Raw genomic sequence first — 21,402 nt, 5'->3', positions numbered from 1 at the left:
TGCTGTGCTGTACTCTCATATGGACTACCTCCAGCTAATTTTTATTGTATATTGTTTAGCCTGTAAGTGTCCAAGGTGATTAGGGGGCTTTATAGTAATTTGGGCTGAACCGTTACTTTACAGCGTTTGCCGGGATATTAGCTGTAGGTTTTCCAGTTATTTGCGGCGATTACGGCAAACTGACAAAATTAACTGTAGGTTTTACAGCTAATTTTGTCAGTTTGCCAGCGCTAGATATGAGTAACGAGCAGCAGTGTCGTTCATCAAATAGTGGTTATGAAGAATAACCCTCCTTCATCAGTCTGACACCAGACTTTTATAAAGGAGGGTCTTAATTTTCTTTTTAACATACCTTCCGTTTCTCCCGACTCAGGACAATCCGAGGCGCTCGACGAGGCGCGTGCTTTCTTCGTTCAGGCCGACGATGGACACTTCTTTGTCCAGTTGCCGGTATTTGAATAGGACCTTCGAGATCGCGTTCGCTGCGGAATGATCCCATATGTGGGACTTGGAAAAATCAATCACGATAACTTCCGGATCCTGCTCCGGATCAAATTCGTTCAGGAAATTGGTCACGGTCCCGAAGAACATTTGTCCGGTAACGCTATACATTCCCACTTCATCGGCTTCTGTCCGGGAAATACGGATTCTGGCAATCTTCCAGGCAAACACCAGCGCGCTCAAAAGAACGCCGATCCCAACTCCGATTGACAAGTTATCGGTAGCCACGACAGTTACCACGGTTACGATCATGACTAAAGCGTCGGACTTCGGAACCTTGTGAAGACTCCGTAGCGAATTCCACTCAAATGTTCCGATGCAGACCATAAACATGACTCCGACCAGCGCAGCCATCGGAATTTGCTTGACAACCCCGCCCAGTACAATGATCAAAAAGAGCAATCCGACACCCGACACCAACGTCGACAGACGCGTCCGTCCTCCGGATTTGATATTGACCATCGATTGGCCGATCATTGCGCAGCCTGCCATTCCCCCGAAAAATCCGGTGACGATATTGGCCAGTCCCTGCCCTTTCATCTCCCGGTTTTTATCGCTGGACGTATTGGTAATATCGTCAATAAGCGTCGCCGTCATCAAGGATTCCAGCAGTCCTACAACCGCAAGCGACAAAGAGATCGGGAAGATCGTTTTCAGCATGTCCCAGGACAGCACCACATCAGGCAAGTGGAACACAGGCAAGGAGCTCGAAATATCTCCCATATCCCCAACGGTCTTTACATCCAGGTTCAGCGTGATGCTCAAAACCGAGACGATAATGATCGCCACAAGCGCTGAGGGAACCGCTTTGGTAAAGCGCGGAACAAGATAAATAATGGCAAGCGTAAGGGCAACGAGCCCATACATCAACCATCCCTGACCTGAAAAATGCGTAAGCTGTGCCATGAATATTAGGATGGCCAAGGCATTTACGAAGCCGGTCATGACGGAATGAGGGAGGAAGCTAATCCATTTTCCAAGTTTGAGCTGCCCCATCACGATCTGCAACATGCCGGCCAAAATCGTGGCCGCGAACAAATACTCAATGCCATGATCGCGGACAAGCCCGCCCATTAACAGCGCCATGGCTCCCGTAGCCGCGGATATCATCCCCGGCCGGCCTCCGGCAAACGAGATCACGACGGCGATGCAAAATGAAGCATACAGTCCAACCATCGGACTTACGCCAGCCAGAATCGAGAAAGCGATTGCTTCCGGAATAAGTGCAACCGCAACCGTCAGGCCGGACAAGACGTCGTTTCGCGTGTTGGAGAACCAGCCTGCAGAAGTATTATTTTTTAACAAAGAAGGAATCCCCCTTATGAAGTATAGATATCCATATTCAGGTCCGGTGCAACGCTCACGATCTCGATTATATGAAAAAAGGGCCAATAACCTCAAAAAGGTCATCGGCCCATGAAAGCGTTTTGATCAGGAGAATACTCTGTTTTCCTGCTCTATCCTTCCCAATTCTGTAAAATTAAAAATATTTGCCGATCACTTCAGTTACGACCGAGCTTTTGATCGGCTTGCTGATATAATCATCCATCCCCACTCTTAAGCAGTTTTCGCGGTCTCCCTTCAGGGCGTTAGCCGTCACGGCGATGATAACCGGACACTTTTCCTGCGACACCGTGCGCTTGATGATTTCGGTCGCCTCCAAACCGTTCATTTCGGGCATATGGACATCCATGAAAATCATATCAAACGATTCATAAGCAATAGTCTGAAGCACTTCTTGTCCATTGCTCACAATCGTAGTGAAATGCCCCAATCTTTCCAGCATTTTTTGGAGGACGATTTGATTAATTTCGTTATCTTCCGCAATCAGAATTCGCAGTTTTTTACTCTGAGGCTGTTCTTGCGCATCAGACCTCATTAGGTTCGTCACTCCCTGCTTCTCCTTGAAGCAGATGTCAAACATGAAAGTCGCTCCCGGCCCATCCTGCGGCTCAACCCAAATTTCTCCGCCCATCAAGCCGACCAGTTTTTTGGTAATGGCAAGTCCCAGCCCGGTTCCTTCATAACTGCGGGTCATAAAATGGTCGAGTTGGGAAAACGGTTCGAACAACAGCGGAATTTTCTCCTTGGGAATACCGATGCCGGTGTCCCGGACCGCGAAGCGCAAGCTTATCTGTTTCTCTTTGCCAGACAAGCGGTTAACGGTGACGTTTATTCCGCCTGTATAAGTAAACTTCACGGCATTGCCGATCAGATTGAGCAGCACCTGCTTCAATCGTTCCGGATCGCCGAGCAGCGTACCCGGAATATCCGGACTTACGGTAAAATCCAAAGCAAGCCCTTTCTCCTTTGCCCGGACCATCACGATGTCCAGGGTTTCCGATATCACCTTCCGCAGATCGATAGCTTCCTCATGCAGCTCCGCCTTACCGGATTCTATTTTGGCAAAATCAAGAATGTCATTGATAATCGCAAGCAGCGTATCGCCGCTCTTTCGGATGATCTCAAGATATTCCCTCTGGGTATCCGTGACTTCCGTCGTTTCAAGCATCAAATCCGTCATGCCGATCACACCGTTCATCGGCGTGCGGATTTCATGACTCATCATGGCGAGAAACTCGCTTTTGGCTTTATTGGTGCTCTCGGCGGTTTCTTTTGCAATAAGCAGCTTTTTCTGCTCGGTAATATCTTTTGCGATGATATAAAAACCCACGTTCTTCTGGTTGATGATGATCGGGGCGATGGTCGTCAAAACCTCGGCCTCTTGGCCGTCCTTCGTCTTTATCTTATCGATTCCTTTTTCAATCGTGGCATCGGCAATCGCTTCGGATAAAATATCTTGCAGTTGCCACTCCTCAATAAACATGGAGAACCGTTTTCCGGTCATTTGCGGAATTTTGTAGCCCGTTAATTTTTCCGCCATAACATTGGTATTTATAATATGGCCGTTCAAATCCAACGAGAAAACGGCGTCATGATTGTACTTTTTGAGAGAGTTGTATCTTTCCACCGTCTCCTGGAGCTTACGCTCCACCAGCTTCCGGTCCGTAATATTTTGCACTGTACCGCTTATTTTCACGGGTTGCCCGTCCTCGTTATAGGTTACGATTCCGCGAAGATGCAAATATTGGTACTCTCCCTCCTGCATCTCGTGCTGAAACTCAAAGTCGAAATGTCCCAAATGCAGCGCATTGCCGACGGCCTCGATCAATCGTTCTCTTTCGGATGGAAGCACCATAGCCAGAATTTCAGCTGATGACATCGGTTCATCTTTCTTTTCGATTCCGAATATATGATAAAGCTGGTCGAACAAAGCGACCCGATCTTCGGCGACATTCCATTCCCAACTTCCGATCCGGGCAATTCGCATCGTTTCTTCCAGTACCGTCTCTTCATACTTGCGCTTGGTAATTTCCCGACCGACAGCCAAAATTCTTGGGTTTTGCTGTCCTTCATCCGCGAGATGGAGGGCAAATTCAAACCAGAGGAAACTTCCGTCATTGGCCCTGACTCTAAGCTCGATAATACTCTTTTGATTGCGCAGCAGCTCCTTGCCGCCGGTAAAATGAACATCGTCCGGATGACACCACTCCGTGTACCTGCTCCCGATAATTTCCTCCGGGGTGTAACCCAGCCATTTTGTAACGGATGACGAACAATATAAGCATGTTCCTTCTAAATTGCAGCAATAAACCAAGTCATCCAAATGCTTCAGAATAAAACCGTTCCAATCTTCCGACTGCCCGTCCGACTGTGTTAAGAGTGCATTGAAATCGCCTTCATCAAGAGACTGCTGCCCCCTGCGTCTGTTGCTCATACCAAGCCTCCGTCCCATGATAGTAAATTAAGTAAAACCGGAAGGAACCTGCAATCCGCTATAAAAATGTTTTTCCTTTTAAATATCAAACATTTATTTAAAAGTCAATTTAAATCGAAGGATCCGCCCGACCCGAAAACCTGAAAAAAGAAGAAATGATTATACTTAACATTTCCCTTTTTAGGCTTGTTCCTATGCTTTATTGTTAATATGGGAAATTCCCGTTTTTAGAGAGAAAACCATATTGAGGTGGTATATTATGTCAATTCAAGCTCACGCTTCACCTGGAAAAGCCAGTCTCTTCAGCAACCGGTTTTACCAGACGATCCTGATCTCCAACATCTTCTTGCAAATTGGGATCTGGGTTCGCAACTTTGCCATTTTGATGTTTGTGACCGAAAAAACAAACAGCGATCCGCTGGCAATTTCGCTCATCTCCGTTGTCGAATTCGCTCCGATCTTTGTATTCTCCTTCATCGGAGGGGCCTTCGCCGATCGCTGGAAACCAAAACGAACGATGATCTGGTGCGATTTCCTGTCCGCTTTGTCCGTGTTTGCTGTTCTCATTACCTTGTTATACGAATCATGGGAAGCCGTGTATTTTGCAACCTTTATCTCGGCGATCTTATCGCAATTCTCGCAGCCTTCCGTCATGAAGCTGTTCAAACAGCATGTGCATCCGGAAAAGCTTCAACAGGGCATGGCTTTATTCCAATCCCTGGTTGCTATCTTTATGGTGCTAGGCCCTACGCTCGGCATCTTTTCCTATCATCAGTTCGGGATTAACATCTCCATCGGCGTGATGGGCGTAGCCTTTCTGCTCTCCGCGCTCGTTCTGTTCCGGCTCCCGGCCGATGAGGAACAGGAAACGAAGGGTGAACGGAACAGCAAACTACGCCAGGAACTGGCCGACGGATTCCGCTATGTATGGCGCAGTCCGATTTTGCGGGTGCTTGGCGCGACGTTCGCTATTGCCGGTTTCGCCGTCGGCACCATCCAGACACTTGGTTTATTCGTCGTTACCGAACGCCTCGGGCAGCCGAAGGAATTTCTCCAGTTTCTGCTTATGGTGAACGGTGTAGCTATGTTGATCGGCGGCGCCGTGATTATGACGCTGTCCAAAAAGATTCCACCGCAGATCCTGCTAGCGTTCGGCATGGCCGTGAGCGCCGTATGTATCGTCGGCATGGGCTTATCCACCAGCATACCATTAACCTTGGTATTGCAGTTCCTAAACGGCCTTACCTTCCCTTGCATTCAAATCGGGATTAACACCCTGATTTTACAATCGACGGAACAGTCCTATGTAGGCCGGGTAAACGGTGTGCTTAGTCCGATGTTCATGGGCATGATGGTCATGATGATGTCCTTGTCGGGCGTACTCAAGAAGTTATTTCCGCTGGTCGGCATATATGCTTTCTCCGGCATTGTGATGATGCTCGGCGCGGTCATTCTCATTCCGATTTTCAAGCATAAGCCAGCTCACGCCCCGGCTCCGGCGACGGGGGAAGCCGAGGGTGCTTAGCTAAGTCTAATGGTACCCGATCATCCGCGAAAGCTAGTGGCGCTTTGACTCTAGTGGTGCTGTGAGTCCTATTGGTGCTGTGGGTAGCGGATAAGTTGGAAGTACGCGGAATAGCTGGAGCTGACCTTGGAGTAGCTTTAAGTGCAAAAGTATCTCCCATTGGCGAGTTGCGTCTATAGGAGCGAGTGTTTCAGCTTCATTGATAAAAAATTTTTAACGGACACAGAAGCCCTTAATCGCTCCAAAACTGCGTTTTCTGCAAGCTAAGGGACACAGGAGACGTTATTCTCCGGAATTAGGCCTCCAACAGAGGGTTTGGGCCAAAATAACGGCCGTGGTGTCCGTTAGATTTTGATAGCGGCTATTTTCGCCCAGATAAGATCCCTGGTGTCCGTTAGAGCTTGTTACCCTCTGTGGACCAAAGGACCCCGTTCCACGGTCCCAGCACCGTCACACGAAATAAAAACCAAAGAGTCCTGAAGCAGACCGGTAACCGGCTGCTTCAGGACTCTTTTTCGATCAGGATATGGTTATGCTATTAACGCTTGTTAAAAATATCGGTGAGAACAGGGACGATCTGGGATTTGCGGGAAACTACGCCCTTCAATACTGCCTTATTGTTCACAAGCTTCACGTTATACGCAGCTTCCACGGCGTCAGCAGCTTTACCCAGCGCCAGACCTACCGAGTCATTGTTCAAAATATCCGTGACTACGAATAGGAACAAATCCAAGCCTTTGCTGTTCACAATACTGTTTAAAGCGGCTTCCAGCTCCGATTGACGGGCCAGCACGTCATTGACGTCAACCGCATTCACTTGGGCGATTTCCACTTTGGCGCTGCCCATCGAGAATTCTTTGGCATCCAGGGAAATCAGTTGCTCAATAGTTTTGTCGCTGAGATCGGCACCCGCTTTAAGCATGTCCAGCCCGTATTCCTCCGGATTCACACCGGCGATGTCCGCAAGTTCGCGGGCGGCGGCTACATCCTGCTCGGTGCAGGTTGGAGATTTAAACAAAAGGGAGTCCGAAATGATTGCGGACAGCATCAACCCGGCCACATTTGCGGGAACGGCGATGCCGTTTTCCTTGTACATTTTGTTCAAGATCGTTGCTGTACAGCCAACTGGCTCAGCGCGATAATAAAGCGGCCCGCTCGTTTCGAAATTGGCGATCCGGTGATGGTCGATCACTTCGACCACCGTAACCTGCTCAATGTCGGAGACGCTTTGCTGGCGTTCGTTATGGTCAACCAAAATAACGGACTTCACTTCTCCGGCGGCCGACTGAATGACGCGCGGCGCCTGGAAGCCGAACCGGTCGAGCGCAAACTGGGTTTCTCCGTTGACCTCGCCCAAAGCGACGGGTTCAACGTCCCATCCCAGCTTCGATTTTAGATCGGCATAAGCAATCGCGGAGCAAATCGTATCCGTGTCCGGATTTTTGTGTCCGAAAATCAATACTTTTTCCATTCGTTTACTCTCCTTTTGGTCATTTCGCTTAGAAAAGTATATCTCAGAACCAGATTCACAATCAAGGGTTAGACATGATAGGATCAAAGAAACGGCGAGCCAAGCAACTAGATTTCAGTTCCCCCTCAGGGGACGTTCAGCTAGCGTTCAGTGAGATCGAAGATAATATTTACATAAGCGCAGTGTACTGGAGGCATGCTTCATGAAAAATCTGAAAGACGTAAAAATAATGCTTGTTGACGACGAGCCTCATATTATTCAATTTCTGGAACTCGGACTCATGAATGAAGGGTTTGAGATCCGCACCGCATCCGATGGGATAAACGCCGTTAACCTTGCTCTGGACTTTCAGCCGCAGGTTGTCGTGCTCGATGTCATGATGCCGGGCATGGACGGTTGGGAAGTGTGTCGGCTTCTGAAGAAAAATCTAAATAATGTAGCGATCATCATGCTTACGGCCAAGGACGAGGTGGAAGACCGGGTTAAGGGGTTAACGACCGGAGCGGATGATTATGTGGTTAAGCCGTTCAGCTTCGAGGAACTGCTCGCTAGAATCGGCGCCCGTTTGCGCAACCAGTTCCCTGCTTTGTTCAGCGAGGTCTCCTTCGGACCGTTCCGGCTGGATGACCGCAGAAAAGAAATCCAGTACCAGGATCGGGTACTGGAGCTGTCGCCTACCGAATACGAGCTGCTGAAATATCTGGTCATCAACCATGGAATTGTTCTCAGCAAAAGCACGATACTGGATCAGGTTTGGGGATACGATTTCGGCGGAGAGGAGAACATCGTCGAGGTTTACATCAGGTCCTTGCGCGAAAAGCTGAACGATAAGGATCACCGGCTCATCCGGACGCTGCGGGGCGCGGGCTATCGCGTAGATCTGCCATGAAGAGGCGGAATTTGACGGGGATGCTGCGCTCGCTGATATCCCCCCGCTCCCTCCGCTCCCAGCTGTTGTCGCGCTCCCTGTTCATTTTGGCGCTGCTCTTGCTGTTAATCGGCACTGTACAATTTGTCGTGATGAAAAATTTCCTCTACAGCAATCAGGCCGAAACCCTGCTATCGCAAATCCGCAGCTTGCCCAAAGAACTGCTGATGAACGACAGCGCTTTTCCCAATCGCAGAGAACGAGATGAAAACATCACGCCGGGAACTTCGAACCCGAACGAAACGCCGGACAACGGAGAACGCGGGCCGTTCCTCTTCCTTCCCGATACTTCGCTCGCGCTGATCAGCCAAGAAGAAGGGTTTAAGAACCGGTCCAATGAGTCGGGACTCCCCGCCCCCCAGTTAACTGATGAAGAATATGAAGCTATCCGGGAGCAGTGGGAAGGGAAAAGAACCGGTGGGTACAAAATTGCCCATGACGAAAACGGAAACGAGCAACTTCTTGTTTTTCATCCCGCAGAAGGGCCTTGGGGCTGGAACAGCCTGATTCAAATGGGCATCGCAACCGCCCCGCTAAAGGCCATCGCGTTGCGGCAGTTGTCCATTTTCATTATATTGTCGCTGCTTGCTCTAGCCGGCGGACTCATGCTTTATTTGCCGGCCCTGCGCAAAACGCTGAATCCGCTAAATCAGATGGTCAGTACGGTCAAAGAGCTTGACGCGGGCAAGTTGGACCAGCGCTTCCCGGCCGCGCTCGGACAAAGCGAGATCGACCGGTTAGCCGAGTCGTTCAACGGCATGCTGGAGCGCCTGCAAACTTCCTTTGAAACCGAACGGGAAGCTAAAGAGCAAATGCGCCGCTTCATCGCCGATGCCTCGCATGAGTTGCGCACTCCGCTAACCTCGATACACGGCTTTCTGGAGGTGCTACTGCGCGGCGCCGCGGACAAACCGGAGCAGCTGAACGCCGCGCTGAACAGCATGCTTGGCGAGGCCAAGCGGATGAAGAAGCTGGTCGAGGACCTGCTCATCCTGGCCAAGCTGGACCGGACTCCGGTCGTCAGCCGGTCCGAGGCTCGTCTCGACACGCTGGTCGAGGAAATGGAACCCCATCTGCGCATGTTAGCGGGAGACCGAAACCTCATGTTCAATCTGACCCCGGAAATCAAGAGCATGGTTGACTGCGATAAATTCAAGCAGGTCATTCTGAATTTGTTCCATAATGCCGTCCAGCATACGGATCCGGTCAAAGGGAACATAACGGTATCGCTATCTTCCCCCTCGCAAAATCTGGCGCTGCTAAGCGTGCAAGATAACGGACCGGGCATTTCCGCGGAGCACTTGCCGCATGTATTTGAACGCTTCTACCGCAGCGACGCTTCCCGCACGCGCAAACAGGGCGGCGCCGGCCTCGGGCTCGCGATCTCCCAGTCGATCATCGAAGCCCATCGGGGCCGGATCGACGTGCTCAGCAACCCAGGAGAAGGAGCGACCTTCGAAGTCAGACTGCCGGCGCTGTGACATGGCGGCTTTTGCTGACTTTGCTGTAGCATTAGAGTCGTCCTTATTCCTGCTGCAAAAGGGGCACAAGATACGTACACTCCTGTACGGCACGCATGCTCCGGTTCGATACACACACTTTGTCACGCCACTCATGCTCTGACACGGTACATACTTTGTCACGCCACTCATGCTCTGACACGGTACACACTTTGTCACGGCACGCATGCTCTAACCTGCTGTTCGCGAACAAGTCGCACCTCCCTATCGAAAATCCTGCAATAATGCAGGATTTTCGAGGCAGGAACGTGCAAAAGAAACAAAATCCTGCGATTATGCAGTTTTTTCTAAGCAAATTGAGCAAATAAGTCACTTTGCGGAGAAAATAATGCACTTTTGCAGGAATTAAGCCTCAGACAGGTCAAAACAAAAAGAAAAGCTGCATTTTTGCAGCTTTTCTTGCTCTCTTCCTCATTCCTGGTGCCGAGCACTCCACTTACAGCTACCAAATTACTCTACTTAATAGAGTTGTGCCGCTCCCCCGCTATTCCCCTAAACTTTCTTCGCTCTCTCCAGTGCCCTCCAGCGCATACTGCTTATACTTTCCGTAATCGCTCTGCTTGCACTCCAGCGTAAGTTTAGTGCCTTCGGGCTCGTAACTTGTTTCTAAGATATGGGCATGCTCGTTGAAATAAGAGACAACCGCCCCTTGATCATAAGGGATCAGCATTTCGCAGTGAATGTAGTCTTTAAATACCCGTCCGCGGATTAGTCCGACCAGTTCCTGGATGCCGACTCTCGGCTTGGCTGCAAGGAACACCTTATCCCCTTGTACTTCAGGGACCGATCGGTCGGTCAGATCGGATTTGTTATAGGCATACACGACAGGAATATCCGTAATCCCGATCTCCTTCAGCGTCTGATTCGTAATGTCGATCAGGCGCTCATATTCCGGATTGGAGTAATCCACCACATGGATCAGCAAGTCCGCTTCCGCCACTTCCTCCAATGTGGAGCGGAATGCCTTGATCAAATGATGCGGCAGCTTGCTGACAAAACCGACCGTATCCGTCAGGAGGAACGTCTTGTTATCCTCAAGCGGGATGCTGCGGACCGAGGTTTCCAGCGTCGCGAATAGCATATCCTTTTCAAAAACTTGCTTCTCCTGCTCGGGATTAAACAGTTCCATCATCGCATTCATCATCGTCGATTTCCCGGCGTTAGTGTAGCCGACGAGCGAGACGACGGGCACATCGTTCTTCTTGCGCTGTTTACGCTGAGTTTGCCGGTGCGCCACGAGCGTATCCAGCTCTTTGCTCAGCGCAGTAATCTTCTCTTCAATCCGCCGGCGGTCGAGCTCCAGCTTCGTTTCCCCCACGCCGCGGTTTTTGGTGCCTACGCCGCCACTCTGGCGGCCAAGCGATTCGCGCAGCCCCACGAGCCGCGGCAGCATGTACTTAAGCTGGGCCACTTCCACCTGAAGTTGCGCCTCTCTCGTCTTGGCCCGCTGATCAAAAATATCGAGGATTAGTATCGTCCGGTCGATAATTTTACAATCCAGATCGGATTCCAGATTGCGAATTTGTGAAGGCGACAGTTCATCATTGAAAATGACGAGATTGCCGTCGTTAGCCTCCAGGAGCGCGCGTACTTCTTCTATTTTTCCCGTTCCGATATAGTGGGATGAGTTGATCTTCACCAGATTTTGGGTGAGCGTCGCTAAGACTTCAATGTCGCAGGCTTCCGCCAGATTCGCCAATTCTTCCATAGAATATTCGAAATCGTCCTGGTGATTCAGATTGACTCCGACCAGGATCGTCTTTTGCTGCAATTGTTCCATATATTAGTTCCTCCCTCAGGTAAAAAAATGATTATCCCCGCAAAGAGACCTTAGTGCCCACTGTACCTAGCTTCTCCGATATCATGGCGGGGACCCCGGAAAAAACAAAAAACACAGGCAGATTCCCTGTGTCGGTTCAAACGAAAACGTCGCAGACACCCTCTTGGCTACGGCAAACAAACGTCTCCCGTAAAGCGGCGCCCGCAAAGTCGGCATATTCTATTCAAAAGACCAAGTTCCCTTTGTCATAGCATACCTATCCCGTTTGCCCTGCACAGGTGCAGAGCCTTTGAGCACTATTCAATTAGCCGCGCAAAGTGGTAAAACGGAATTTAATGTTAATCACAAGGAACCCTCCGTTCATTAAAGATTATCTATATTTTAACATGTTCTTATTCTTAAAACAACGATACATAAACCAGTAACGGTTTTTTGCAAACAAAAGCAACAAAAAAAGGCGGAGCCTGCACAGCAACGCAGCCCCGCCGGAACCATTCCAGGAATGGAGTCAAGGTGTCAGTTCGAAGTCGTACGAAACTCGTCCACCTTGCTCATTTTAAATGGTTACAACTTGCTCTTCTTCATTCCATACCTTAAAAATTTGTCTGTCCTTCATTGATTCTCTTAAGGATATCCAATGGCACCTTCGGTTCCCGGTTCCAGGTCAGCAGACCGCAGATTTCCGTTTCCGTGTCGGTCAACTGCGTATAGCAGTACCCTTGAACCAGCTTGGATACGAGGAACGGATTTATGACGTCCACCAACTGCTGCACAAACTGGACTTCATTCTCCGCCTTCGGTTCCACAACGGGAGCGGCCGGTTCAGAGTGGTAATTCACGCCTCCGAACTCGGTACAGAGCACGGGCTCTCCCCGGTAGAAAAATCCCGGGTTGTAGATAAACTTTCTGCCTTCCAGCCCCGGCATATCCGCAAGGATATGCTCGATGTTCGAATAGCGCTTATGCAGCACTTCAGGATCCTTGCCGTAGTCATGCACGGTACATAGATCCGACTCGCAATGCTCCCAGCCGTCATTAGAAATCACCAGTCTCGTCGCGTCCACCGATTTGGTAAAATGGTACAGGGATTGGGCATGGTGCTGCTGCTTCTCGTTATAGTAAATATCGGCGACGCCCCAGCTCTCATTTAAAGGCACCCAAACGACAATGGAGGGATGATTATAATCCCGCTCGATGACTTCCTTCCATTCATCCATCATCCGATGGGCATACTGCTCGCTATAAACGTAAGCAGCTGCCATTTCCCCCCATACTAAAGCCCCCAGTTTGTCGCACCAGTACAGATATCGCGGATCAGCCACCATCATGTGCTTGCGCAGACCGTTAAAGCCCATAGCCTTGGACAATTCCACATCCCGGCGAATGGCTTCGTCCGTCGGCCCGGTCAGCAAGCTCTCCGGAAAATATCCCTGGTCCAGCACAAGCTTCATCTGATAAGGACGATTATTGAGACAAAGTTTTCCGTTATCGACGGAGATTTTCCGCATTCCGAAGTAGCTTTCGATCCGATCGACAACAACTCCATCTTCCTTCAGTTCAAAGGTCACGTCATACAGATTGGGCTTCTCGGGCGACCACCAGCGGCCCATACCATGATCGTTAAAATCCCGCAAGTTTACGCGCCAGGACTCCACGCCCGCAAATATTTTCCTGCACTCTTCCGCAATCCTTTCACCGTTGAATTGTATCAACGTCACCAGTTCAAGCCGGGACCGTTCGTTCCAGCCTTCCACAAAAGACTGGATTTCGATTTCGTTGGTATCCAGGTGCGGGGTAAAACGGACCTTCTCCAGGGAGACTTCTTCAACAAACTCCATCCAGACGGATTGCCATATGCCGGTCATGTTCGTGAACCACATAACCTCGCCTTTTTCTTTCCAATATTGCTTGCCCCTCGGGATCGTCAGGTCCGTCAAGTAATCTTGCGCCATCACGGTAACCACATTTTGATTACTTTCGATCAGTTCGGTGATATCTAGCGAAAAGGAGGAAAATCCGCCGCGATGGTTCCCGGCCCGCTGGCCGTTTACCCAAACCCGGCATTCGTAATCGACCGCCCCGAAATGCAGAATCACGCGTTTTCCGGCGTACGCTTCGGGAATGTCGAACGTTCTTTGATACCAAACCCGTTCATGGTTGCTTTTATCTTCAACCCCGCTTAATTCGCTCTGATAACTAAAGGGAACCGTGATTTCAAGCGGGAGCTTTCCGGTGCCCTGATACCACTTTTCTTTCAATCCAAGGTCATGGTCATCGAATGCAAAGGACCACGCCCCGTTCAGGCTCTGCCATGAATCCCTTACGAATTGGGGACGGGGATAGTCCGGTCTCACGGTTGTCATAAGTCATCCTCCAATTCAAATTTGCCTTCATTCATCGCCCGGATCGTTTCCAGCGGAATCTTTGGTTCGCGGTTAAAGTCCAGCAACCCGTTGATCTCCTGCTCCACATCGGTTAATTGAGTGTAACAGTAACCCTGAATCAATGGCGAATCTTGCATGGCTTTGATTACGGCATATACCCGCTTCTTGAAGTCCGCCTCATCGCTGGCCCCCGAATAGCCCCAACCGCCCGTTTCGCCCTTCTGGAAGGAGATTCCTCCAAACTCCGTCATCAGGATCGGCTGGCCCTCATATTGATAGCCTTTTACGTAGACATCCCGATTCTGAGGGGCATCCAGCGCAGAATCAATTTGACTGTATTTCTCAACCAGCTTGTTGTAATCCCATTGATAATCATGAATCGTACATAAGTCCGATTGAACATGCTCCCAGCCGTCATTGGAAATCACCAGCCGGGTCTTATCCAGCGATTTCGTCAGATGGTACATAGCCATCGCATGCTGGCGCTGCTGATCATCCACCTTGATATTCGGGATGCCCCAACTTTCATTCAAAGGAACCCATACGATAATGGACGGACAGTTAAAATCACGATTTACCGCTTCGATCCATTCCGAAGTAAACTTCTGTACGTACGCCTCGCTAAAAGCGAACGCATTAGCGGCTTCTCCCCAAACCACCAGTCCCAATTTATCGCACCAGTATAAAAAACGGGGATCTTCGATCTTCTGATGCTTTCTTACGCCGTTAAAACCCATCGTCTTGGTCAGCTCTACATCCCTCTTTAAAGCCTCATCCGAAGGTGCGGTGAGAATGCCTCCCGGAAAATATCCCTGGTCCAGCACCGCCTTCATGTAGAACGGCCGGTTGTTCAGGCACAGCTTGCCGCTGTCAACCGATACTTTACGCATGCCAAAATAACTGCGTACTACATCCGTCTCGATCCCATTTACAAAAATTCGATATTCCACGTCATATAAATTCGAATGTTCCGGGCTCCACCACCGTCCCATGCCGTGATCGTTAAAATCATGCAGCTCGATTCGGCGTTTTTGCTTGGCGGCTGTAATTTTACACTCTTCGTCCGCGACGACCTCGCCTTCAAACGATATGCGGGTTCTAACCTTGATGTCCGGCTCGTCCGACCAGCCCTCGACCACATATTGAATGCCGATCTCATTATGGTCAATGTCCGGATAATAAAATACACGGCTTAAATGAACCGGTTCCACCGCTTCAAGCCACACCGACTGCCATATGCCTGTCGTTGAAGTATAAAAGATCAGTTCGGATTTTTCTTTCCAGAATTGCTTGCCTCGCGGCAGAGTGACGTCTTTGCTGTAATCCCGCGCCTGCAGCGTGATATCGTCAGAACCGTCCTGGCGCAGCAGGTCTGTAATATCTGCCGAGAAAGGGGTATGCCCCCCTTCATGGACGGCCGCAAGATGTCCGTTTACCCAGACCCGGGCCGAATAATCAACCGCTCCAAAATGCAAAATGATGCGCTTCCCGTACATTTCCCGGGGAATTTCGACTTTCCTTTTATACCAGACCGTATCGTGAAAGTCCGTTGTTCCTATTCCGCTAAGCTCGCTTTGATAACAAAACGGAACCTGTATCCGCTGTGCAAAATTTCTTTCTCCATACCATTGCTCGGCAAGTCCAATTTGCTCGTCGTCAAATTGAAATTGCCATTCCCCATTTAGGCTCACCCATGCGGATCGTTCAAATTGCGGACGGGGGTAGTCCCCCCGCGAAAACATGCTGGTCATGATGCTATCTCTCCTTACTTACTCATTCAAAGACTCAAACCGACGGCTTTGATTTCTTTTATAAAGTTTTGCTCCATATCATCAAGCGCGGCTTGCGGAGTCAATTCTCCTCTCAATACGCCCTGGATCGCGTTTTCCATAATATCGTTCAACTTGGCGGAAACGAACGGAACGTCCGGATCGACCAAAATTTGAGCTGCCGACAAGGAATCAAGCAACGCCGGATACATCGGATTGGATTCCAGTACTTCTGGCCGGTTGTAATTGGAGGTCCGGGTCGGGTCCATCGTGTTGTTGATTTTCAACAATTCCCCATCCTTTGACGTTACGTATTCCAGGAATTTGTAAGTTGCTTCCGGATTTTTCGCCGTGTTAGTCATCGCAATGGCCCAGCCGCCCATCGTAGGGGCACCGCCCGGAGTCACGCCAAATCCCACCTTGCCTTTGACCTTCGACTGTTCGCCATCAATCGTGCTGTACAATCCCGGCCACTGCTCCATCATGGCAACCTCGCCGCTTGCGAACAAGGCGTTGGCTTCATCCCAGCCCAATTGCAGCCACTCGTCCGGTGCGAACTTCTTCAGTTCAAGCATGGTTTGCATCGCTTTCAGTCCGGCTTCATTATTGAATGCAGGCTTAAAGTTTTCATCTACATCCTTCCCGCCGAAAGCAGCCAAACGATTCTGCCAAATCAAGCGGCTGTTCGTTTTGGAAGCCATGGAGCTGTAACCGTATTTGGTCGGAGAATCGGGATTGGATTTTTTCGTGAAAAACTCGGCTACCGACAGGAAGTCCTCGACCGTGGCCGGAACCGCCAGATCCTTTCCCGTTTTATCCTTATATTGCTTTTGGATTTCCGGATCTTCGAACAAATCCTTGCGGTAGAAAAATAATTGCGAGTCCGGTTTGTAAGGGAAGGCTACCATTCTTCCTTTATAGAGACCGTAGCTCTTCCATAAACTCGGAATAAAATCATCCAGATCCAGATTCGGGCTGGCGACGGAATTAATGAACGGCTGCAGGTCTTGGATAAGACCGCCTTCCGCATAACCGTGAACATTCGCCACCGGCATCAACACCGCATCGAAATGGTGGCCGGTATTCAAATCCAATTGAATTTTTTCAATATCGTTTCCGGCAGGAAAGCTCTGAACTTCAACGGTAGCCCCCGAGGCCTCTTCAAAATATTTCGCGGCATTTTTCAATGCATCCGCAAAATCACCGGTCCGCGTGGCAACCACGATCTTCTGTCCTTTATACTGGCCGCCGAGCGTTCCGCCGCCGTTCAAGTCCGTCAATTTGATCCCGAGCACATCCGGAGCTTCCACTTTCGCTTCCTTAAACTCGCCTTTCGGTTCGGCAGGTTTGCCGGAATCGGCACTTTTGGAGCCGCATGCACTAAGCACAAAGGTTAACGTCAAAACACATAAAAGCATGATATTGAATTTTTTCTTCATGATATATACCTCCGAAATTCATAATGGGAACGGGTCGATCCGACCCGATTTATTAGCCCTTTACCGCGCCGGCCGTAATTCCCGCCTGCACGTATTTTTGAGTCGTCAGCGCGAGCACAAGCGCCGGGATGAAGGCGATCGTTCCCGCCGCGGCCAGCGTTCCAAATGGCGTATCCTTTTGCAATTGAATCATGCCGCTAATTCCGAGCGGAAGCGTTTTGTTTTGATCCGTAAAAATCAATACAAGCGATAGGCTGAATTCATTATAAGCGGCCAGGAAAACAAGAATAGCGGCTACGACAATCCCTGGAACGATGAGCGGCAGCGCGATTCTCCAATAAGTACCGAACTCACTGCAGCCATCGATCTTGGCCGCTTCAAACATCTCAGTCGGCAATTCGTCAAAAAATCCCATAAACAACCAGATCGCCAGCGGAAGCGCGGCAGTGATATACACGATAATGAGCCCAAACAAGGTATCCAGTATCCCCAGTTTCTGAAAAATAATATAGTACGGAATGATGAATACCAGCCCGGGAACCATCCGCATCACAATAATGGCGTACTGCCAAAAGGCGCGGCCCCTGAACTTAAACCTCGAAAATCCGTACCCGGCAAAGGTTGCGACGATTATAGCGCATAAGGTGGTGGTAACGGCAACGACAAGGCTGTTGATAAAATACGTACCGATCTGATGCTTCGTAAAAACCTCGACATAATTCTGTAGATTCCAGTTGGACGGAAAGAACTCGGGCGGTACCTTCATGATTTGTCCTGGCGTTTTGAACGATGTCGTAACGGCCCAATAAATCGGGAACAAAAATACGATGACGAACAAAGCAAGCAGCAAGTAGAGCGCGAATTTTTCGGCATTATGTTTTTTCATCTATTCTCCCCCTTGCTACTGCCGATCATTTCGGATTAATTTCAGGAATATTAGCGTAACCACGATAATAATGACAAAGAAAATCATCGCTCCCGCCGAACCGGCACCCACATTCATGTACCGGAAGGCGGTCTTGTAGATCATCGTTCCCATCGTCTCTGTCGAGTCCCCGGGGCCGCCATCGGTCAAAATCATGATGGAATCGAATATTTTCAATGCATCCATTACCCTTAAGGAAACAACGAGCGCGATGAAATTCCGGATCAGGGGCAGGGTTATCTTGAAAAAGACTTTAAAGCGATTGGCCCCGTCCATGAACGCACTTTCATAAATATCCCGCGGTACGGTCTGCAAAGCGGCGATCAGGATTAACATGCAGAAGGGCGTTGCCCCCCAGACGTCGATAATGATGACCGCGATTTTCGCCGGCAGTGTTTCCCCCGTCCAGGCAACCGTTTGCAACCCTATCGACTCCATGAGGTAATTAATAGGACCGTAGATGGCACCAAACATGATTTTCCACATGGTAGTTGAAACGACGGGAGCCAGCATCATAGGCAGAATAAACAAACTCTTGAAAATCTTTGTCCGTTTGCTTACTTTCTCATTGTTTAGCATAAGTGCCAGGATCATCCCCAACACGACATTCAGCAATACGGTAAAAAAGGTAAAGACCAGCGTCCAACCGATGGATTTCATAAAAGGACCGTTAGTCAACATATATTTGTAGTTGTCCAACCCGGTCATCCTGATCATCGTATTGGGTAAAGATAGGTTATAATTCAACATACTTATATAAAGGGAGTAAAACAACGGCACAATGGCCAGTAACGTGATGAGTATGACGGCAGGTCCTATAAAAATATAGGGTAATGCTCTGTCAGATAGTCTTTTGACAACCACCGTGTCTCGCTTCATGAAAAATCCACCTTCATTCCTCTTTGGATAACGCTTTCACTTTCTGCAATCATGCTAATTCGCTCAGTTCTACTATCGATGAATGTTCACCTCCCCTTTCATTCAAAATGTTTGAAGACCCACTTTTATTCAGTTGAATTATATAAGCTATACTAATATACTTTTATTGAAATATATATACTAAATTGAGTATAAAGTTTGGGCTCATCCCTATAATTCACTTATTCACTTGTGCTTATTCTCTTATAAGTCAATATACTAACATTACTAATTAGCTAGTAGACTTTACAAGACGTAAACTATATAATTTAGTTAGTATAAAAAATATATTTTAGGTGTGATCATTCCATATGAAAGAGCTGCCTTTGTATAAGCAAATCCAGGAAAAAATCAAGGAACAAATCAAACTGGGCATCCTTCGTCCGGGAGATCGGGTGGGTTCGGAGAAGGAACTGTCGAAGTTATATTGCGTCAGTCAAATTACAACCAAAAACGCACTTATCGGCCTTGCGGAAGAAGGATGGGTTGAGCGCATTCAGGGTAAGGGGTCCTTCGTATCCGACCTCTCTTCTCAATTGCGGCCTTCCATGGCAAAACCTGTTTTAATTGGAGTAGTCTTTCCCAGCATGAAAACTATGATTGACCAACAGTTGCTAAACTATATCGAACAATATGCCTACGAGGAAGGCTTTCAAATTCTATTGCGCATTACAAGGGAATCTGCGGAGAGGGAAACGCAGTCCATCAGAGAATTAATGGAATTAGGCATCCAAGGTTTAATCGTTTTTCCAACGGAAGCGGAAAACTACAATGAATCTATCATCCAGCTGTCATTCGACAAGTTTCCGGTTGTGCTGGTTGACCGTTTCTTTAAAAATATCCGGGTCGCCCATGTAGTATCCGATAATATAACGGGAACATTTGATGCTATCGATTATTTGTTAAAAAAAGGGCACCGGCATATCGCTTATATTTCTCCCGAAATCACGAACTCGGTTACGGAGGACCGGGCAATCGGCTATGAGAAGGCCTTTATGGAACATCAATTGCCCATAGATAAAAATTTGTGGTGCATGCTGAGGTTGAATACGATCCAACAGAACGGGGCTGAAGAAGAAATTGCGGCCTTTCTTAAGGGCAAGGATAATATAACCGCTATTTTCACCGTCAATGTTAAACTTGCCCATATCGTCCACGCTTACTTAAGGAATCATAATCTATTGGGCAAAATTGAACTTGTGACTTTCGACCGTCCCGATTTGCCCGAGGTGCCCTATGCTGCGCAAAACATTGAAGCCATCAGCAGAAAAAGCATTGAGATCTTGAAAGAACAATTCGCCGGAGAGTATGCTCCTCATCAGCACCAGGAACGCGTAACCCTTTGTTTGTAAGCTGCTAAATCCGCTTGTTCCTCATATACTTCCCTCATATTAAGCACAAAAAACCGTCAGAGAGCACCATGCCCTCTGACGGTTTTTTTGAATCCGTAATGCTTATCCCCGCACGTACCAGCGGCTGCTTTCCTCCCAAATCTCGCCCGGTTCCAAACTGAAGAGACCGATATCGTCCGCAGGCAAGTCCACATGCGGAGCGTTTACCAGATTGATTTGCGGCTCGGGGCAGAAAAAGCCTTCCTGTGCCCCATTGTTCCAAATCATCCACTGCTTGTAGGACGTACCCGCATCATAGACAAGCGTAATCTGCCGGCTCAGATCGGTCAGTTCCATCCGGTTCCGGCCGTTTTGGGCTACAGCGGTGTAATGATTGTCCATGCTTTCGAAAAATGGATAGACACCTTCGCCTTGCATCAGCAACTCCTGAGCGGTCAACGGCTGAAACTTGCCGGTAGGCAGCATGCGTTCATTCAGCTCCCAGCGGTCTCCCACCGTCAGCTTCAGGCGGTAATCTTTCGCCAGACTCCCCTCGGCGAACGGCGCATTGACCGAGGTGTGGAAGGCCAGCAAGCACGGCATCTTCTCGCTGCCTTCATTGACCACCATTACCTGCTGGGAAAGCCCATGCTCACTCAGGCCATAGCGCAGCCGCACCTTATATTCATAAGGAAAATACCGGTACGATTCATGCCGTTCGTCTACGGTCACCGCAACGGATACGAAGCTTTCCCTGTCGGCATGTCCGAACTCCTCCACCTGCCAGGGAATATTGTATAGGAAACCGTGCAGATGGTTGCCGGTCGCACTTTCATTGACAGGAAACTGATGAAGCTTGCCGTCCCACGGGAAGCGCCCGTCCTCATACCGGTTCGGCGGAAACAGCACCGGAATTCCGTGAATCATCGGCCTGTTCTTGAAAGATTCCATTTCCTCCGGACCGGGCTCATGCAAAAACTTCAATCCTCGTTCCGCGTCCCGAAACGCAATCAGATTCCCGCCGATGCCGGGAAGCAATGCTGCTTCATAACGGCCCGCTTTCAGCCAAATCGCTTTTTCCCCCTGAAACTCGCCTTCATATGCTTGCAATCCTAATGTGCTCATCAATTTCG

General features: G+C 49.2%; 14 protein-coding genes. 4 read left to right on the top strand and 10 right to left on the bottom strand.

Annotated features, from left to right (window positions below; all coding sequences use genetic code 11):
- Nucleotides 1-369: 369 nt before the first annotated feature.
- Together DFP94_RS21145 and DFP94_RS21140 are read right to left on the bottom strand one after the other, a co-directional pair.
- Nucleotides 370-1,806 carry a SulP family inorganic anion transporter gene (locus DFP94_RS21145; RefSeq protein WP_245955034.1) on the bottom strand — a complete coding sequence of 479 codons (1,437 nt, stop codon included), beginning with the start codon at nucleotides 1,804-1,806 and terminating at the stop codon, nucleotides 370-372.
- Between the two features lie 175 nt (nucleotides 1,807-1,981).
- On the bottom strand, nucleotides 1,982-4,279 hold the full coding sequence (locus DFP94_RS21140) for a PAS domain S-box protein (protein WP_181873249.1): 2,298 nt from the start codon (nucleotides 4,277-4,279) through the stop codon (nucleotides 1,982-1,984).
- 259 nt (nucleotides 4,280-4,538) lie between these two features.
- Between DFP94_RS21140 and DFP94_RS21135 the strand changes: the two genes are divergently transcribed.
- On the top strand, nucleotides 4,539-5,804 hold the full coding sequence (locus tag DFP94_RS21135; protein ID WP_114498444.1) for an MFS transporter: 1,266 nt from the start codon (nucleotides 4,539-4,541) through the stop codon (nucleotides 5,802-5,804).
- Between the two features lie 538 nt (nucleotides 5,805-6,342).
- Here DFP94_RS21135 and DFP94_RS21130 read toward each other — a convergent pair.
- Nucleotides 6,343-7,275 (bottom strand): manganese-dependent inorganic pyrophosphatase, encoded by a 933-nt coding sequence (locus tag DFP94_RS21130; protein WP_114498443.1) that lies wholly within the window; start codon nucleotides 7,273-7,275, stop codon nucleotides 6,343-6,345.
- 202 nt (nucleotides 7,276-7,477) lie between these two features.
- On the opposite strand from DFP94_RS21130, the gene DFP94_RS21125 reads away from it, so the two are divergent.
- Both DFP94_RS21125 and DFP94_RS21120 read left to right on the top strand, forming a co-directional pair.
- Nucleotides 7,478-8,164 (top strand): response regulator transcription factor, encoded by a 687-nt coding sequence (locus tag DFP94_RS21125; RefSeq protein WP_114498442.1) that lies wholly within the window; start codon nucleotides 7,478-7,480, stop codon nucleotides 8,162-8,164.
- Between the two features lie 20 nt (nucleotides 8,165-8,184).
- Nucleotides 8,185-9,684, top strand: a complete 1,500-nt coding sequence (locus DFP94_RS21120) for a sensor histidine kinase (protein WP_245955036.1) — start codon at nucleotides 8,185-8,187, stop codon at nucleotides 9,682-9,684.
- 523 nt (nucleotides 9,685-10,207) lie between these two features.
- On the opposite strand, the gene hflX is transcribed toward DFP94_RS21120, so the two are convergent.
- From hflX to DFP94_RS21090, 6 genes are all read right to left on the bottom strand, one after another.
- Nucleotides 10,208-11,503: a GTPase HflX gene (gene hflX, locus DFP94_RS21115; RefSeq protein ID WP_114498440.1), complete on the bottom strand. Its 1,296-nt coding sequence runs from the start codon at nucleotides 11,501-11,503 to the stop codon at nucleotides 10,208-10,210.
- A gap of 593 nt (nucleotides 11,504-12,096) precedes the next feature.
- Entirely contained in the window at nucleotides 12,097-13,866 is a 1,770-nt protein-coding gene (locus DFP94_RS21110; protein WP_114498439.1) for a glycoside hydrolase family 2 protein, read from the bottom strand.
- Nucleotides 13,863-15,638: a glycoside hydrolase family 2 protein gene (locus DFP94_RS21105; protein ID WP_114498438.1), complete on the bottom strand. Its 1,776-nt coding sequence runs from the start codon at nucleotides 15,636-15,638 to the stop codon at nucleotides 13,863-13,865. Before DFP94_RS21105 ends, DFP94_RS21110 begins: the two co-directional genes overlap by 4 nt.
- Before the next feature lie 26 nt (nucleotides 15,639-15,664).
- On the bottom strand, nucleotides 15,665-17,095 hold the full coding sequence (locus DFP94_RS21100; protein WP_114498437.1) for an ABC transporter substrate-binding protein: 1,431 nt from the start codon (nucleotides 17,093-17,095) through the stop codon (nucleotides 15,665-15,667).
- Between the two features lie 52 nt (nucleotides 17,096-17,147).
- Nucleotides 17,148-17,981, bottom strand: coding sequence for a carbohydrate ABC transporter permease (locus DFP94_RS21095; protein ID WP_114498436.1), 834 nt, complete (start codon nucleotides 17,979-17,981; stop codon nucleotides 17,148-17,150).
- Nucleotides 17,982-17,996: 15 nt separating this feature from the next.
- Nucleotides 17,997-18,719, bottom strand: coding sequence for a carbohydrate ABC transporter permease (locus DFP94_RS21090; RefSeq protein ID WP_181873248.1), 723 nt, complete (start codon nucleotides 18,717-18,719; stop codon nucleotides 17,997-17,999).
- A 530-nt stretch (nucleotides 18,720-19,249) separates the two neighbouring features.
- Here DFP94_RS21090 and DFP94_RS21085 point away from each other — a divergent pair.
- Nucleotides 19,250-20,290, top strand: a complete 1,041-nt coding sequence (locus tag DFP94_RS21085; RefSeq protein ID WP_114498434.1) for a GntR family transcriptional regulator — start codon at nucleotides 19,250-19,252, stop codon at nucleotides 20,288-20,290.
- A gap of 102 nt (nucleotides 20,291-20,392) precedes the next feature.
- Here the strand turns inward: DFP94_RS21085 and DFP94_RS21080 are convergent, their stop codons facing one another.
- On the bottom strand, nucleotides 20,393-21,394 hold the full coding sequence (locus DFP94_RS21080) for an aldose 1-epimerase (RefSeq protein ID WP_114498433.1): 1,002 nt from the start codon (nucleotides 21,392-21,394) through the stop codon (nucleotides 20,393-20,395).
- Between the last annotated feature and the right edge of the window lie 8 nt (nucleotides 21,395-21,402).

Origin of the sequence: Fontibacillus phaseoli (genome assembly GCF_003337355.1) — a bacterium.
Taxonomy (GTDB): Bacteria; Bacillota; Bacilli; order Paenibacillales; family Paenibacillaceae; genus Fontibacillus; species Fontibacillus phaseoli.
Note: the sequence above shows the minus strand (reverse complement) of the source record. Positions and strands in the feature narration are given on the sequence as shown.